The sequence below is a fragment of the Flavobacterium olei genome, assembly GCF_039749035.1.
Classification (GTDB): domain Bacteria; phylum Bacteroidota; class Bacteroidia; order Flavobacteriales; family Flavobacteriaceae; genus Flavobacterium; species Flavobacterium olei.
Map to the genome: position 1 here is coordinate 236,815 of NZ_JBDKWC010000001.1, position 15,989 is coordinate 252,803.

Below are 15,989 nucleotides of genomic sequence, written 5' to 3' on the forward strand. Positions count from 1 at the left end.
CATGTAATTACATAAAATAAAAATGGATACCAATCACAACAGAATAAAAGTCTCTGACTTAGAAATAAATGAAGCAAACAAAATTTTAACTACAAACGATAATGGTGAATTAGAATTTAGCGACATAAGTGATATTAAAATCGACAGTTATAACTCACTTGATTACATTATTCCCGGCAAGGCTTTAGACGCAAGGCAGGGAAAGGTTTTAAAAGATTTAATCGATAACGCAAATCAGTTGCTTGCTTCTGATAATATTGATTTGAATACACTTCAGAAATTAGGCGACGCAATTGAAGTAGTAAATACTTCATTAAATACAATATCTCATGATATAAATGAAGTAAAAACGAGTAGTTATAACGCTTTAGATTGTATCATTCCCGGAAAAATCTTAGATGCAAGACAAGGAAAAATTTTAAAGGATTTAATTGATGATGCAAATGAATTACTCGTTTCTGACAATATCGATTTAAATACACTTCAGAAATTGGGTGATGCAATTGAAGTTGTCCGCAATTCTTTAAGCAACATTTTGGTAAATGATTTAGCCACTGGAGGTTCTGCAAAAGCATTAACAGCTGAAATGGGCAAAAATCTGCAAAACAATAAAGTAGATAAAATTGCCGGTAAAAGTTTAATTTCTGATAGCGAAATTAGCCGTTTGTCAACACTTTCAAATTATACACATCCGGCAAATCATCCGGCATCTATCATTACTCAGGACAGTAGTAACAGATTTGTAACCGACTCTGAAAAAGCTTCATGGAATGCTAAACAATCATCTCTTGGTTATACCGCAGAAAATAGTATCAATAAAAATGCCGCAAATGGTTACGCCGGACTTGGCGCAGACGGGAAATTGATTTCTTCCCAACTTCCTTCAATTACTGTTAATGATACATTTGTGATTGCTACCCATGCTGAAATGCTGGCGTTAACAGTTCAAACCGGAGACGTTGCAGTGAGAACTGATTTGAATAAATCTTTTATTTTAAAAGGTACAAATCCAGCCGTTTTAAGCGATTGGCAGGAATTATTAACGCCAACCAGTGATGTTACTACTGTTTTTGGTCGTAACGGAGCAATAATTTCTCAGGCCGGAGATTATTCAGCAGATCAGATTACAGAAACTTCAGGTAGAAAGTTTCAATCTGCAAATCAGCAGGCATTTAACGATGCTACTTCCAGTATTCAAAATCAATTAAATTCAAAAGCTTCTGTGGATGGTTCAAATGTTTATGGTAACTGGCCAATTAATATTTCAGGTAATTCCAATTCCTCGGCATACTCTAGTCTTTTATCGAGAAACAATGACACTGGAAATTTAATTACATCTTTTAGAAACACAACTGCTGGTAACAAAAGCTGGCACGATGGAAATAGTGAGATTGATGCTCCGATAGGTGGTCAATGGTTCAATGTTGAATCTATGAGACATTCGAATGCATCAAACGTGTATGGAACTCAGCAGGCATATTTATGGGGAGGAGGAAACCCCGACATGTATTTACGTCAAGTAAATAACGACAGTTTTGGTGCATGGGCACGAGTCTTAAACTCTACCAACTATTCTTCTTATTCAAGCTTTTCAGATGTTGTTTCTTCTGGAAATGGTTTTCAAACATCAGCATTTGCAGTTAATACAAGAAACAGAATTTGGTCTTTTGGTAATGCAGATGGATTTGGTTTAAGTTATTTCCAAGGAACTTCTGGTCTATATAGCACAGATTCTATAGGAATCCATTTTGGAGACCCTACAAATAATGGATCCCAATTTATTTTTGCCAGTAATGGTGATTTGCTTACGGGCGGATTAACAACCAGTAATGCTTTGGGTGTAAACCAAACAAACGGAGGCGGACAAGGAATTTCGTTGTATTCCGGAGCTGTAAATGGTATGCCTTCTTATGGATTGATGTTTGCCACAACATCAAATTTTGGTGGTCACGGATCAGTTGGCGGCGATTGGGCGACTTATTTTACAATGGCCGGCGCTAATAACCGAGGCTGGATTTTCCGTTCCGAAAGCAATAATGTAGCGAGTATAAGTGCAACTGGAGTGTTTACGGGATCAAACTTTGTTGGATCATTGTCAGGAAATGCCAGCACTGCAACTATAGCAAATCAGATGAATTGGACCAATTATGGAGCAGGCCATATAATTTTCGATGCTTCATCTTCATTATCTCCGTCAGGCAGATCAATAAATAATCTTAATTCTGAAATTCCCTGGACAACAACTTTTCCAACTCTAATGGGCTGGAACGGAAGTAATACTTACGGAGTAAGAGTTGATACATCCAGAATTTCAGACAGATCGCTACGTGCCAATGGCAATTTTTATATTGATGACAACTATGGTAATGGGGTTGTTGGTGTATACTCTTCAACAAGATATCAGGGTGTTTTCGCCATGGGTGATGCTTATAAATTATCTGATGATGGTACTGCTACTAATAATTGTTACGGCCTGGCATGGACACATTCTAATGTCGGCGGTCAGTCAATAGCAGGACTTGAACATCAACTTTTAGTTTTAAACGCCGGAGTAACTAAAACATCAATTGGTAACGGGATTTGGACTTCAGGAGCTGTGACAGGATCAAGATTTGCTGCTGGTTATGACGCTGGTGTTGCGAATTCATTTTCTTGCGATGGATGGTTTAGATCTGGAGGACCTTCTGGTTGGTTCAACGGAAGTTATGGCGGTGGTATATGGATGCAAAATACTACAAACGTTGAAATTTATGGCAACAAACAACTTTTAGTTAACAATAATATTACTGCTACAGGAGATGTAATTGCATACTATTCTGATGAACGTTTGAAAACCAGAAAAGGCAATATTACTAATGCGATCGATAAAGTTAAGACTCTGAATGGCTTTTATTATAAAAACAATGGTTTGGCAAAAAGCTTTGGTTATAAATCCGAGGATTTACAAGTTGGACTTTCTGCCCAGGAAGTACAAGCAATCCTGCCAGAGGTAGTTACTATGGCTCCTTTTGACAGAGAAATTGCAGAAGACGGAACTGAAGTTTCTAAAACAGGAGAAGACTACTTAACTGTAAATTATGCAAAAATAGTTCCGCTTTTGGTTGAGGCTATCAAGGAACAACAGATACAAATAGAATATTTATTAACTCAAATTAATCAATAAATGGCAATAGGTTCTAATGGTCCGTTATCAATAAGTACTATTTGTGTAGAGAAAAGCATTTCTTCGACAAATGCCTCTCTGGCTACATTATCAACAACTAATATTAATACTGCGAGTCTCTCAAAACCAAATGGTAATGCACCGTATAATATTAGTGAATTTTACAGTTACAATCATACGGCAACTGCTCCATCATTAACTATTACAGGATACAATTCTGGCTATATTTATTTTATTGTTAGCGGGACAGGTTATTCACCTTCCGTATTGACGTTGAAATATAGTACGACTTCTGCTAACGGACCTTGGACCTCCGGTACAGCCGGATCTACTTCTCCCAGAAATGTAAGTATTCCCTCGGTAACTACCTGGTATCAATTACAGGATACAAATACACCATCCATACTTTCAAATGTCTATCAATATACTATTTCAGATACAACCCCTCCCCCTGCACCAATCTTAACAGGAACTTTTAACAACACTCAGAGAGCACTTACTTTATCATGGAGTGCTGTAAGTGATCCATCAGGTCCTGTCTCTTACAAGGTATATTCCAGCAATGTCCAAAGGACAGTGGTTTCATCTGGAACATCTATAACATTATATGGAGCATGGATATCTACAGGATATAACTCGTGGACAGTCCGGTCTGTAGATGCAGCCGGAAATACTTCTGCAAACAGTAACGCTTACATATTCACAGCTTCTTAAAAGCAATTGACAACTAAAAAAATAAAAAATGACAAAACTAATTAAACACAGTAAAGAAAATATAGGCGTAAAACATAATGCGACTAATTATACTGCAACAAGCAATGATTTAAAAGGTCATCTTCAGGGAATTGATCATGCTTTGGGAAACAATCCAGGAGGATCCGGATCTGCTCAGAATAATTTTGCCAGAAATTTGTATATCAATCTATATGATTTACATGAATTTGGGGCTGAAGAAGACATGTTAACAGCAATTAACAGTTACATTTTGACGTTACCGGCTTCTCAAAAAACAATATTAGATACTGACAGCAAAGTTAATATTGTCTTATATGAAGGAAGATATAGCTAATAAAAAAAGAGTATACATCTGTTCTTATTTTAAAGAAAAAACTATTCGGAAATCCTATTTCAATATAAATATAGCATTATATACTAAGCTAGGTTACGATATAATAGTTTTATGGATGAATAACGAAAAAGACAAAATCATTCAGGAAAACATACAATATATACATTCAGATATTGTAAACGCGTCTACTGCAAGAAATAAATTACTACAGCTATTTTATAATTCACAATGTACCGAAGCAGTATTTAGCGATGATGATACAATCATTCTTAATCCAGAAATATTAGAAAAAAAGATTGATGATTTTGACATATTAAGTTACATAATAAATCTAAACAGCAAAATATTAGATCGTCCAATATTTTTATCCGGAATATTTAAAATAAAAAACCTGAAACTTAGTAATAAAAAGATGATTTTTTTTGACGAAAACTTAGAATCAAATCAGGATGTAGATTTTGGGTATAATGCGAATCATAACGGTATTAAGATTAAGAATGTATTCACAAAGGATATTCTCAATGATCAGAAAAACTCTGTTATGTTTCAAGATAAAAAAGATCGAAATAGAAAAAAAGAAGAAAGTATAAAAACTATAATAAAAAAATGGAATAACCATGGAAAACACATATCCACAATATCCTATAATGGAAGTTAAATTTATTTATGAGTTAACAAATATTGGCAAAGGAATAATACCAACTCTCGAAGCTCAAAACTTAACTTTAATATATTCATATATAGAGATCCCGGGCACACCTTCGTGGCAAGAAACTTTAGGGGATTATCCGATTCTTTACGGATCAGTTGAAATCCAAACATTTCATAGCATTTTCAAACATTTCGCAGCAAATAATGGTTCTTTTGATTCTAATTATAATCGTGGCTTTTACATGATTGATGGAACTGATGAAGCATTTTTCAACAATAAGGATTTAGTCGGAATTGGAACAGAAACTAACGATAGCAGTTTACAAAAAGGGATGTTTTTTTCGAAAACAAAATCAAGAGTAGTTGACAATTATACTCAAAAAGGACTTGAAAACGAGGGCGATTACGAGGCAAATTTTACTTCCAGAAGTTTAGTGACAAAACAATATGTAGATAACCGAACTGTAGCTAATAATACTACAACTGCATTGAGTAAATCTCAGTTAAACACATCTTATCCGTTAGCGATTACAGGCTTCAAAGTTCAGTGTCTAAACATAACTCAGGGAGCATTAATGTATGAAAAAACAGCTACCGGCTGGTTACAATATGCTGTACAAGTAGTTGCTTAGAATGCATAGAAAAATCAGTAAACAAATTTTTCAAAAATTAAAAATTAATTCAAATGAGTACAAATCATAACAGAATAAAAGTATCCGACTTAGAAACAAGCGCACCAAATAAAATTTTGGTAACTAATCAGGATGGAGAACTATCATTTAGTGATGCTGGGAATCTTGGCTTAGGAGCCAGTAATTTCAAAAAAGAAAATTTTGAGTTTCAGGGCTCAAAAATATTTATATTATCAGAACCTGCATTAAATATATTATCAGTAGTTGTAGATGGTATCATTTTAAATGGGACTGCCGGTGCCCCTTTGCAGTATAGAATGAACAATTCCACTACATTAGAGATCCTTGACGAAATGCTTTTAGGCGAGGATTTTTGGGTAAGTATCACCTATAATTACACAGGCTCGGTTGATGGTGAACCCGCTCCAGGAAGTTATAACTCAGATCAAATTGCAGAGACAGAAAACAGAAAATTCCAATCTGCTAATCAAAAATTATTCAACGACGCTACCTCCAGTATTCAGACACAATTAGATACAAAAGAACCGGCAATTCCATCTGGTGTGAGTTCTCAATATTTTAGAGGTGATAAAACGTGGCAAACTCTTGACAAAACCAAAATTGGTTTAGCAAGTGTTGATAATACTGCAGATGCGGCTAAAAATGTTTTGTCTGCCACTAAACTAGCTACAGCAAGAACAATCAACGGAGTTGCTTTTGATGGTTCTTCAAATATTACTATTAATGCTACAGACGCAACTTCAAGAATTGCCTCTAGCGAAAAAGGTGCAGCAAATGGTGTTGCAACCCTTGATGCAAGCGGAATTATTCCTACAGCACAATTACCAAGTTATGTTGATGATGTTTTAGAATTTACAAATCTCGCAGGCTTTCCTGCAGCTGGAGAGACAGGAAAAATTTTTGTTGCAAAAGATACAAACAAAACGTATCGTTGGAGCGGAACTGCCTATGTTTATATCACAAGCGGTGCAGTAGACAGCGTGGCAGGTAAAACTGGCGTGGTAACTTTGGCAAAAACCGACGTAGGTTTGGCAAGTGTCGACAATACTGCCGATGCAGCTAAAAATGTCTTATCAGCAACTAAGTTAACAACTTCAAGAACGATTAATGGCGTTGCTTTTGATGGCTCTGCGAATATTACAATTGTTGACGCTACAAAAGAAAACAGTATTGGTCTTGGTACAACAACTCAATACTTCAGAGGTGACAAAACCTGGCAATCACATGATAAAACATCTGTTGGGCTTGCAAATGTTGATAATACTGCTGATGCAGCTAAAAATGTATTATCCTCAGCTAAATTAACTACAGCAAGAACAATTAATGGCGTTGCTTTTGACGGTTCTGCTAATATAACAATAAATGCAACAGACTCAACTTCAAGAATTGCCGCCAGCGAAAAAGGTGCAGCAAATGGCGTTGCAACTCTTGACGCAAATGGAACGATTACTGCATCGCAATTGCCAGGTTCTGTTGATGATGTATTAGAATTTTCAAATTTAGCTGGGTTTCCTGCAACTGGCGAATCCAGAAAAATTTATGTTGCAAATGACAGCAATAAAATTTATCGCTGGAGCGGAAGTGCTTATATCCTGATTACAAGTGGGGCAGTTGATAGTGTTGCAGGAAAAATAGGTATAGTAACACTTTCTAAGGCCGATGTAGGATTAGCAAGTGTTGATAATATTGCCGATGTTGCAAAAAGTGTTTTGTCAGCTACTAAACTAACAACAGCAAGAACAATTAACGGAATTGCTTTCGATGGTTCTGCTAATATCACCATTACAGATACAACTAAAGAAAATAGTATTAGTGCAGGTACACCAACTCAATATCTAAGAGGAGATAAAACATGGCAACAACTAAATACTGCTAATGTTGTTGAATCGGATAATCTATATTTTACTAATGCCAGAAGTATTGCTTCAGCCTTAACTGGTTATACATCTTCGACGGGAACAATTGCAGCAACTGACACCATTTTATCAGCCATCGGCAAATTAAATGGAAATGACGCATTAAAAGCGCCAATTGCTTCACCAACATTTACAGGAACAGTTACTGCTCCGACTTTTGTTGGAACATTGACCGGAAATGCAGCTTCTGCCACAAAATTGTCTAATCCAAGAACAATTAATGGCATTTCTTTTGACGGTTCTACTAATATTACAATAAATGCAACAGATACAACTGCAAGAATTGCATCCAGTGAAAAAGGTGTTGCCAACGGAGTTGCAACCCTTGACTCAAGCGGAATTATTCCGGCATTACAATTACCAAGTTATGTCGATGATGTTTTGGAATTTACAAATTTAGCAGGTTTTCCTGTAACTGGTGAAACCGGAAAAATCTATGTCTCAAAAGATACGAATAAAACGTATCGCTGGAGCGGAACTGCTTATGTCTACATTACCAGTGGAGCAGTCGACAGTGTGGCAGGCAAAACTGGCGTAGTAACACTAACTAAGGCTGACGTGGGATTAGCAAGTGTTGACAACACTTCGGACGCAGCAAAAAGTGTTTTGTCGGCAACAAAATTAACGACAGCAAGGACAATTAACGGAGTAGGTTTTGATGGTTCAGTAAATATCACCATTACTGATTCTACAAAGGAAAATAATATCACTGCGGGTACAACTTCCCAATATTGGAGAGGTGATAAAACCTGGCAATCTCATGATAAAATTTCTGTTGGTCTTGGCAATATTGATAATACAGCGGATGCGGCTAAAAATGTTTTATCTGCTACAAAGCTTACTACAGCAAGAACAATCAATGGAGTATTGTTCGATGGCTCTGCAAATATTACAATGAAAGTAGTGCCTCATCAGGATGATACACGTTCTGGTCTAAATTATAACACTGCCTTAACATCGGGATTTTATAATGTTGATTCTGTGGGAACAAATGGTCCCGGCACTTCGTACAATAATCTTATTGTAGCAAAAGGAATCGATACTGGTCTACAAATTGCGGGTGGTCATAACAATGATACATTATGGTTTAGAGGATGGAGTTCATCGGGATCATCTTTTACCCCTTGGAGAAGAATAGTACACGACGGCAATTTCAACTTATATTCTCCGTCTTTAAATGGAGCCGGAGCAAATGGAACATGGGGAATAAACATTAACGGTAGTGCGAATGGCTCAGCAAGATATGTAGACTTATTACCTAACAGAACCGATGCTGCAGCTTATCCAATATTATGGGGTGTTAATCAAGCTACCAATCCAGTAACTGGCAATGCCTCAACTTATGCTTTTTCATGTGATGCTGTAAAAATTCAATCTAGTACAGGTACAGTAATAGCCAATAACTTTAGTGGCACTGGAACAAATTTAACTGGCACCGCCGGATCATTAAATATCGGGGGAAATGCCGAAACTTCAACTTCTTCAAAAAGAATATCATTCCTGGATGGTCCGAGAACACTGTCCGATAGATTACCAAACACATTTGCAAGATCCGTAAATTTTGACTTTGTCAATGCTGCGACAGTTGGCGGATCTGGTAATTATGGAGGTGTTATGACATTTGCTCCATGGGATGGTCTTTCATCATCCACCGGAGATTCGTCGTATCAATTGGCCTTCAGAAATGAATCTGGAGTGAATGGTTCAGGATTACCAGGACTTAGGATTCGTAAAGGTATTGACACTACATGGGGAGGTTGGTATGATATTTTACATTCTGGTAATTATACCTCGTTTTCAGCTTTTTCAGGAGCGATTACCGGAGCATCATTAACAGTTTCCGGAGATGTTACAGCATTTTCTGATGTTAGAGTTAAAGAAAACATCAGACCTATTGAAAATGTTATTGAAAAAATAAAAGCTTCCCGTGGAGTAATTTATGATAGAATTGATACCAAAGAAAAAAATAATATTGGCTTTATAGCTCAGGAGCTTGAACAATCTTTTCCTGAATTAGTAATAACTCAAAAAAACGGAACAAAAGCGGTTAAATATCAAAATGCTGCTGCTGTACTATTTGAAGCTGTTAAAGAACAACAGAAACAAATTGAAAATCAAGATAAAAAATTGAAATTTATTCTAGAACATTTAAATTTAAAATTATAATGGCACTTTCTACAAACGGTTCTATTTCTATGGGAGATATAAATCAGGAAATAGGCAGAGCCAGAACAGCATCCATATCTTTGGATGCCGCCGAAAATGGTTCTTATGCAACTATTAATCAAAGTAGTCCTAACAAGCCTTCAAGTACAAATCCTGCGACAATAAGTGAGTGGCGTGGTTATAATCATACTGCAACCGCTCCTTCTATTGTTTTAAACAGCTATAGTAATGGTTATCTTTACTTTACAGTAAGTGGAACTGGATATTCTCCTTCAGCTTTGACTGTAAAAAAGAGTATAACTTCTGCAACAGGGCCCTGGACTAACGAAACTGCAGGACCCAATTCGCCAAGAACTGTTGCAGTTCCGACAGTAACTACATGGTATATGATTGAAGATGCAAGTAATCCTTCGATATACTCTAATGTATATCAGCATATAAGCGCTTTAGACACAACTCCTCCAAGTATTCCGGATAGTTTGGCTTGCGATCAGGGAAGCGGAGTAAGATCAATGTATGTTTCCTGGAATCCTTCTACAGATAATAAAGGGGTTACAGGCTACGAATTACAAAGAAGAACAGGCGCAGGCGTATGGTCTACCAAATATGTGGGTCCAAATATATTTTACCAAGATGAGGGAAGTTATAGTACCACATACTCATTTCAAGTCAGAGCATTTGACGCAGCAGGGAATTATTCCGCCTATTCAGCCATAGCAACCTGGAAAACAGGAGCAACTAGTTGCTTTGTCGAGGGAACATTAATAAGCTTACCAGATGGTACACAAAGAGCTATTGAGACATTACAAGTTGATAACTTAGTACTTTCTGCTGAAATTCGTACTCTAACTGATACTAACAATGTAAAAGAACTTTACAAGTGGTATAGCAGTCATTTATCAGAAAACAGAGTTACAGCCCCAATTACCTACATTGAACAAAAAATAGCTTACGAAACTATCATTATTAATAATGGTTTATTAGAAGCTACTCCTCTACATTCTCAATTAATTCAAAGAGATGAGGTATGGAAATTCATTCCAATCGGTGAAGTTATTGTTGGAGATAATTTATATGGAATTGACAAAAAAATCATTCCTGTAACTTCTATAGCTATTAATCGTGAAAAACGAAGTATTTATCCGATGTCTTTAAGTCCTTCTCATATTTATTTCGCGAATGGGATTTTGACACATAATATCAAACCTAAAGATCCGGTTTAAAATGAAATACAAAATCAATAGAGAAGATTTAACAAATATTAAAATAACTGCTATTGAAGATATTCTTCCTAATGAATCGATTGGTATCTGGGTAAGTACTATACCAATGGGTAATAAATCCAGATACCTTTTTCAATGTAACATGCCAAAAAAATGGTATGAGACAGATGATTTAGGAAGATATTGTAATCATTCTCCAACACCTAATACAGTGGTAGATAAAATCCACGACAATCTAGAGCTCACAGCGAGAATAACTATACTATCCGGAATGGAAATATTTGTCGATTACAAGCAAATAACTGAACACACAGGATATATTCCCGACATTAATTTTTAGAAAAAGCTTTGTTTAAAACATTAAAAATAAATAAATGGTCATTCGCAATTTTAATGAATATGTTAAGTCTACATATCCACAGTATTATAACGCAATAAATATCCTACTTAAATAACAAAATTTTCTTTTTAATAAATTATAGATTACTAATCTATTACGATTAAGTCCTGATGAATTCAGGACTTTTTTATTATAAAAAATTTAAAATCAATTAGGTAGTGCTCGTTAATCTTATCAATTTAACATTCTAATAAAATTTAATAAACAGCACATATTATGTAACAAGTCAAAATAATTATATAAAATACTGATAATCAAGTTCATTAGTTTAGTAATATAAAAGATTTACTAATTCAAAGTTTTTAATTATGGACAATAAAAACAAAATATCAAGACGAACGGCATTAACAAGTATGGGGGCAATATGTCTTACGACTGCTTTTACTCCTGTTTTAGGTGCTGATTTTTCTTTAGATGAAAAAAATGCTTCGACACTTCCTGAAGATCCCACAACAAAATATCCCCGTCCTCCTTTTAAGGAACAGAAACAGCCATGGCCCGGACTGGTAAGTAAAATGGATCCACGTCCTGATCATGGCGAAAAAAGTTATAAAGGTTCCGGACGACTGAAAGGCCGTAAAGCATTAATAACAGGTGGCGATTCTGGTATGGGAAGAGCTGCTGCAATTGCTTATGCACGTGAAGGTGCCGATGTGGCTATTAATTATTATCCTAATGAAGAGGAAGATGCTCAGGAAGTAATTCAGCTTATAAAGGCAGAAGGCAGAAAAGCAGTTGCGATTCCGGGAGATTTAAGAGATGAAAGTTTTTGTACGTCATTGGTAAATCAGGCAGCAAAGGCACTTGGCGGACTCGACATTGTGGTTAATAATGCTGCAAGACAACAAACTCATGCATCTATTCTGGATATTTCAACAGACGATTTTGATGCTACAATGAAAACTAATATTTATGCTCCATTCTGGATTATAAAAGCGGCTTTACCGTATTTAAAACCAGGTTCTTCTATTATCGGTACCAGTTCTGTACAGGCTTATGCGCCTACCGAAGATTTATATGATTATGCACAGACCAAAGCTGCAACTACCAATTATATCAAATCACTGGCAAAACAACTGGCGCCAAAAGGTATCAGAGTAAATGGTGTTGCACCGGGACCAATCTGGACACCTCTTCAGGTTAGTGGCGGAGCAACAATGGAAAAACTAAAACAATTTGGTTCTCAAACACCAATGGGCAGACCGGGACAGCCGGCAGAACTTGCTTCTATTTATGTACAGCTAGCTGCCGAAGACGCGAGTTATGCAACGGGACAAATATACGGGTCAAGTGGTGGTGAAGGTAATCCTTAATCACTGAGAAGTGTATAGAATAGCTTAAAATTAATTTAAAAAGTAAAAATTATGCCTTGGTACAACGGAGACTATCCTCCATCCTATAAAAATCAACCGGATGAACTGAGAGAAAAAGCTGTTGAAATAGCCAACGCTCTCCTTCAGGACGGTACAGAAGAAGGGATCGCAATTGCAACAGGATTAAAACAAGCGCGGGAACTTCTTAAAAATCACGGAGTACATAACGATAAAAACAAACATCATGGAAAATAACAATCAGGATTCTGAAAATAGAAACGAAGAAACCAATCAAAATGCCAATAGTGCTTACAGCGGATCAGGAAGTATGCAGCCCGGCGGTAACGAGGGCCAGGCAGGTCGCTTAAATGATTACTCTGAAGAAGCCGAAGTGGAAGATGAAAAACAAGCGAACGGAAAAAATGATCAAAACAATCCGGAAGGAAAAAGTATCGATGAAGCAACAGATCCTTCAAAGCTTTCTAAACTTTAATTATTAACTCACTAAATTAAATATTATGTCAAGAGAAAACTATGATAACTACGATCAGGAAGATTTTGGTTATTACGCAGCCGACGATTCTATCAATTCTGAAACAATGGAAAATAAAGATCCTGCTATCAATCAGCACCAGAATGATTCAGACAGACACACTCATACCTCAACTCATTATGAGAGCGAAAACAGTCATTCTTATCAATCAGATGACCAGGAAAATGACCCTTCAGATCCATTCTTTCAAAAAAACGCACCAATAGCACAGGATTTGGATAATGATCTGAGAGGCGAAGACGATGATTTTGATAATGATGCCGACAGAAGAACTTTGGATGAAGAAAAGGCAGATGAAGATGAGGATGAAGATTATTAAATCTCAAATAATTGAATTTGTTATTCAAAAGTAAATCCTGAAATGAATTTCGTAAAATTCGTTTCAGGATTTATTTTTTATGTGAATATTAAAAGTAGCTATTTAATCGGCTGCGTATTTATTGTTCCAATACAACATCAGTAAAAGAGTTACAATAATGCAGGATGCGCTTCCTTCAAAAAATAAAGAAATACAATACGATGCAACTGACGGTTCTCCACCAAACATAAATGCTTCAGAAAGAGAGGTTACATAACGATCTCCGCCTTTGGCATAACTGTAAATAAGAAGTGCCACAATACTTATAACTACAGCTGTAAATGAAGTAACCATAGCCGATATAGCATTGGGAACAAAACCGTTTTTTCCTTCCGCAAGATTCATTTTCAGAGTTCTGTTTACTCCGTAGAAAATAAATAATACATTAAGAAGTCTCAGATAAAACAGATTGGAGAGATTTAGAAGTTCCATTACTAAAAAGAACAATCCAATTCCGACAAAGATCAGAATTCCGTTAATAATTTCTTTAGGTAGTTTCATAATTGCTAATTTAATTTGTCAAATATTTAATAAACAGTGATTTACAAAATAACTAAAGAATTCGTGAAGATGATTTTAGGATTTATTCTATTAATTACAAAATGCCCATTAAGTAAAAAGGCTTTTTTATTTGCTAATGTGCCAATTGCACCTTAAATTTAATACGATCAATATTTGCCTTTAAAAGAAAAATGAAAAACTCGTCAACATTTAAACCTGCCAAATTAACATTTCCCTATTATCAGAATTTGGATGTGCTTTTTCTTGCCCGGGATTTACTGGGAAAAGTGCTCTGCACCATGATAGACGGAAAATTATCCTCAGGGATTATAGTCGAGACTGAAGCTTATATGGGCGCCATCGATAAGGCATCTCACGCTTATGGCGGAAGAAGAACTAACAGAACTGAAACTCTTTATAGCCAAGGAGGTATTTCGTATGTTTATTTGTGTTACGGCATTCATTACTTATTCAATATTGTGACTGCATCAGAAGGTGAACCTCATGCGGTTTTGATACGTGCAGTTGAACCGCTGGAAGGTATTGATCTGATTGAGAGCAGACGAAATATGAATGCCGCAAATGCGCGAATTTCGTCCGGGCCGGGTTCTGCAGCAAAAGCGTTGGGAATTGATTCTACTTTTAATAAAAAAGCATTAGACGGCGAAGAAATTTGGGTAGAAGATCACGGAATTAAATACGATAGTAATGCTATTGCAAGCGTTCCCCGCGTAGGTGTTTACTACGCGGAGGACCATGCACTTCTTCCCTGGCGTTTTTTTGTTAAGGAAAATAAATATGTCAGCAAACCCAACAAATTATAAAAGAACTATAAAAGTAATTTCTTTTACAATCTCAAAAAAGATTTATTTAACTGAATCTCTTCTAATATTTTCATTTCCTTTTTCAGTAGAACCGGCGGTTCCGGATCCTGTACTGCCTTCGCCAGTCGCTCCGGTTGTACCCTGCTTACCGCTTTGATCGATTTCTGGCGTTGCTGTTGAATCCATTGCCGGACTAATCGTATCTACAGACATATCCATAGAGTCTGTTTGGGTTGCGTCTGAATTTGCATTTTCGTTATTATCGTTTTTCTTGCACGAAACTACGAATGCTGCTGCTAAAAGCAACATTGCGATTTTTGTTTTCAATTGTGTTTTCATAATGTCAAAATTTCATTTGTAAATTTTCTAAACTCAAATATAAAATACTGATTAGCAAACATTTTACATAATTTCCAAAAGGATTTATAGATGCAACAAACTATAAATGTAAAATCTGTAAATGAAATATTTAATCGTGTAAATAAAATCTGTTTAAATATCGGAAATTTGAGTGAATTGAAATGTCTTCAAAATCAAACCTTTATAAAATATTGATCTGAAGCAAAAATTAAATTAGTACAATTATGAAAGCTGTTATCTTATTAGCCACATTAAAAAAAACCGGTATATCCAACACAGAAATCCTAGTAGACTTTTTTAGCTCCTTCCTTTCCAAACAAAATATTGATTTTGAAATTATCAAGTTGATGGATCACAATATTCTTCCGGGAAGTTATACGCATCTTGATGTGGAGGATGACTGGCCGGGAATTTATGATAAAATAATAGCGGCTGATATTATATTGTTTGCCACTCCAATTTGGTGGAACAATCATTCCTCTGAATTGCAGAAATGCATCGAACGTCTTGATGAGGTTTATGATATTATAAATTCTGGTGAAGATTCTCCGCTTGACGGAAAACTGGGCGGCGTTATTATAACAGGAGATTCTGACGGAGTTGAGCATGTAACCGGAAATATTGCCAACTTTTTCTCCTGCCTGGGAGTAACAGTTCCGGCTTACACATCTTTGGGTGTAATCTGGGAAGGACACGGTAAAGACTCGAAAAAGACAAAAGCACAAATAAAACAATATTATACAAAAAACTACAGCGAAGACGCAAGTGCTATGGCAGAATCGCTTGCCAAAGCTGCAAAATAAATTGATGTACCGCAAAAAGTCATCTAAATACTAATA

At 36.0% G+C, this 15,989-nt stretch carries 16 protein-coding genes; 14 read left to right on the forward strand and 2 right to left on the reverse strand.

The features are described 5' to 3' along the window. The first annotated feature begins 22 nt into the window (after positions 1 to 22). The 12 genes from ABEB31_RS00965 to ABEB31_RS01020 all read left to right on the forward strand — a co-directional run bounded on the left by ABEB31_RS00965 (position 23) and on the right by ABEB31_RS01020 (position 13,426). Entirely contained in the window at positions 23 to 3,163 is a 3,141-nt protein-coding gene (locus ABEB31_RS00965; RefSeq protein WP_347049423.1) for a tail fiber domain-containing protein, read from the forward strand. Then, complete coding sequence (locus ABEB31_RS00970; protein WP_347049424.1) at positions 3,164 to 3,877, forward strand: hypothetical protein; 714 nt, start codon at positions 3,164 to 3,166, stop codon at positions 3,875 to 3,877. A gap of 28 nt (positions 3,878 to 3,905) precedes the next feature. After that, a complete protein-coding gene (locus ABEB31_RS00975; protein WP_347049425.1) occupies positions 3,906 to 4,232 on the forward strand; it encodes a hypothetical protein in 327 nt (108 codons plus the stop codon). After that, complete coding sequence (locus ABEB31_RS00980; RefSeq protein WP_347049427.1) at positions 4,213 to 4,890, forward strand: hypothetical protein; 678 nt, start codon at positions 4,213 to 4,215, stop codon at positions 4,888 to 4,890. The genes ABEB31_RS00975 and ABEB31_RS00980 overlap by 20 nt, the downstream gene beginning before the upstream one ends. Continuing rightward, the gene (locus tag ABEB31_RS00985; RefSeq protein ID WP_347049428.1) at positions 4,850 to 5,515 is read left to right on the forward strand and encodes a hypothetical protein; all 666 of its coding nucleotides are present in this window, start codon (positions 4,850 to 4,852) and stop codon (positions 5,513 to 5,515) included. The genes ABEB31_RS00980 and ABEB31_RS00985 overlap by 41 nt, the downstream gene beginning before the upstream one ends. A 53-nt stretch (positions 5,516 to 5,568) precedes the next feature. Beyond that, entirely contained in the window at positions 5,569 to 9,618 is a 4,050-nt protein-coding gene (locus ABEB31_RS00990) for a tail fiber domain-containing protein (protein WP_347049430.1), read from the forward strand. Beyond that, entirely contained in the window at positions 9,618 to 10,841 is a 1,224-nt protein-coding gene (locus tag ABEB31_RS00995; protein ID WP_347049432.1) for a hypothetical protein, read from the forward strand. Before ABEB31_RS00990 ends, ABEB31_RS00995 begins: the two co-directional genes overlap by 1 nt. A 1-nt stretch (position 10,842) precedes the next feature. Next, entirely contained in the window at positions 10,843 to 11,181 is a 339-nt protein-coding gene (locus ABEB31_RS01000) for an SET domain-containing protein-lysine N-methyltransferase (RefSeq protein ID WP_347049434.1), read from the forward strand. Between the two features lie 368 nt (positions 11,182 to 11,549). Then, positions 11,550 to 12,554: an SDR family oxidoreductase gene (locus ABEB31_RS01005; RefSeq protein ID WP_347049436.1), complete on the forward strand. Its 1,005-nt coding sequence runs from the start codon at positions 11,550 to 11,552 to the stop codon at positions 12,552 to 12,554. A gap of 51 nt (positions 12,555 to 12,605) precedes the next feature. After that, the gene (locus tag ABEB31_RS01010) at positions 12,606 to 12,809 is read left to right on the forward strand and encodes a DUF2188 domain-containing protein (protein ID WP_347049438.1); all 204 of its coding nucleotides are present in this window, start codon (positions 12,606 to 12,608) and stop codon (positions 12,807 to 12,809) included. After that, positions 12,799 to 13,047, forward strand: a complete 249-nt coding sequence (locus ABEB31_RS01015) for a hypothetical protein (RefSeq protein WP_347049440.1) — start codon at positions 12,799 to 12,801, stop codon at positions 13,045 to 13,047. The genes ABEB31_RS01010 and ABEB31_RS01015 overlap by 11 nt, the downstream gene beginning before the upstream one ends. A gap of 25 nt (positions 13,048 to 13,072) precedes the next feature. After that, on the forward strand, positions 13,073 to 13,426 hold the full coding sequence (locus ABEB31_RS01020) for a hypothetical protein (RefSeq protein ID WP_347049442.1): 354 nt from the start codon (positions 13,073 to 13,075) through the stop codon (positions 13,424 to 13,426). Between the two features lie 102 nt (positions 13,427 to 13,528). Here the strand turns inward: ABEB31_RS01020 and ABEB31_RS01025 are convergent, their stop codons facing one another. Then, positions 13,529 to 13,966: a hypothetical protein gene (locus ABEB31_RS01025; RefSeq protein WP_347049443.1), complete on the reverse strand. Its 438-nt coding sequence runs from the start codon at positions 13,964 to 13,966 to the stop codon at positions 13,529 to 13,531. A gap of 191 nt (positions 13,967 to 14,157) precedes the next feature. Between ABEB31_RS01025 and ABEB31_RS01030 the strand changes: the two genes are divergently transcribed. Then, entirely contained in the window at positions 14,158 to 14,790 is a 633-nt protein-coding gene (locus ABEB31_RS01030) for a DNA-3-methyladenine glycosylase (RefSeq protein WP_347049445.1), read from the forward strand. A 42-nt stretch (positions 14,791 to 14,832) separates the two neighbouring features. Here ABEB31_RS01030 and ABEB31_RS01035 read toward each other — a convergent pair whose 3' ends face one another. Next, positions 14,833 to 15,129 (reverse strand): hypothetical protein, encoded by a 297-nt coding sequence (locus ABEB31_RS01035; protein WP_347049446.1) that lies wholly within the window; start codon positions 15,127 to 15,129, stop codon positions 14,833 to 14,835. Positions 15,130 to 15,374: 245 nt separating this feature from the next. Here ABEB31_RS01035 and ABEB31_RS01040 point away from each other — a divergent pair, with 245 nt between their 5' ends. After that, a complete protein-coding gene (locus ABEB31_RS01040; RefSeq protein WP_347049448.1) occupies positions 15,375 to 15,953 on the forward strand; it encodes a flavodoxin family protein in 579 nt (192 codons plus the stop codon). Positions 15,954 to 15,989 lie beyond the last annotated feature (36 nt).

Bases quoted from the DNA above. Each gene is read 5' to 3' on its own strand.
- ABEB31_RS00965 (WP_347049423.1), top strand. From the start codon at position 23: ATGGATACCAATCACAACAGAATAAAAGTCTCTGACTTAGAAATAAAT.
- ABEB31_RS00970 (WP_347049424.1), top strand. From the start codon at position 3,164: ATGGCAATAGGTTCTAATGGTCCGTTATCAATAAGTACTATTTGTGTA.
- ABEB31_RS00975 (WP_347049425.1), top strand. From the start codon at position 3,906: ATGACAAAACTAATTAAACACAGTAAAGAAAATATAGGCGTAAAACAT.
- ABEB31_RS00980 (WP_347049427.1), top strand. From the start codon at position 4,213: ATGAAGGAAGATATAGCTAATAAAAAAAGAGTATACATCTGTTCTTAT.
- ABEB31_RS00985 (WP_347049428.1), top strand. From the start codon at position 4,850: ATGGAAAACACATATCCACAATATCCTATAATGGAAGTTAAATTTATT.
- ABEB31_RS00990 (WP_347049430.1), top strand. From the start codon at position 5,569: ATGAGTACAAATCATAACAGAATAAAAGTATCCGACTTAGAAACAAGC.
- ABEB31_RS00995 (WP_347049432.1), top strand. From the start codon at position 9,618: ATGGCACTTTCTACAAACGGTTCTATTTCTATGGGAGATATAAATCAG.
- ABEB31_RS01000 (WP_347049434.1), top strand. From the start codon at position 10,843: ATGAAATACAAAATCAATAGAGAAGATTTAACAAATATTAAAATAACT.
- ABEB31_RS01005 (WP_347049436.1), top strand. From the start codon at position 11,550: ATGGACAATAAAAACAAAATATCAAGACGAACGGCATTAACAAGTATG.
- ABEB31_RS01010 (WP_347049438.1), top strand. From the start codon at position 12,606: ATGCCTTGGTACAACGGAGACTATCCTCCATCCTATAAAAATCAACCG.
- ABEB31_RS01015 (WP_347049440.1), top strand. From the start codon at position 12,799: ATGGAAAATAACAATCAGGATTCTGAAAATAGAAACGAAGAAACCAAT.
- ABEB31_RS01020 (WP_347049442.1), top strand. From the start codon at position 13,073: ATGTCAAGAGAAAACTATGATAACTACGATCAGGAAGATTTTGGTTAT.
- ABEB31_RS01025 (WP_347049443.1), bottom strand. From the start codon at position 13,966: ATGAAACTACCTAAAGAAATTATTAACGGAATTCTGATCTTTGTCGGA.
- ABEB31_RS01030 (WP_347049445.1), top strand. From the start codon at position 14,158: ATGAAAAACTCGTCAACATTTAAACCTGCCAAATTAACATTTCCCTAT.
- ABEB31_RS01035 (WP_347049446.1), bottom strand. From the start codon at position 15,129: ATGAAAACACAATTGAAAACAAAAATCGCAATGTTGCTTTTAGCAGCA.
- ABEB31_RS01040 (WP_347049448.1), top strand. From the start codon at position 15,375: ATGAAAGCTGTTATCTTATTAGCCACATTAAAAAAAACCGGTATATCC.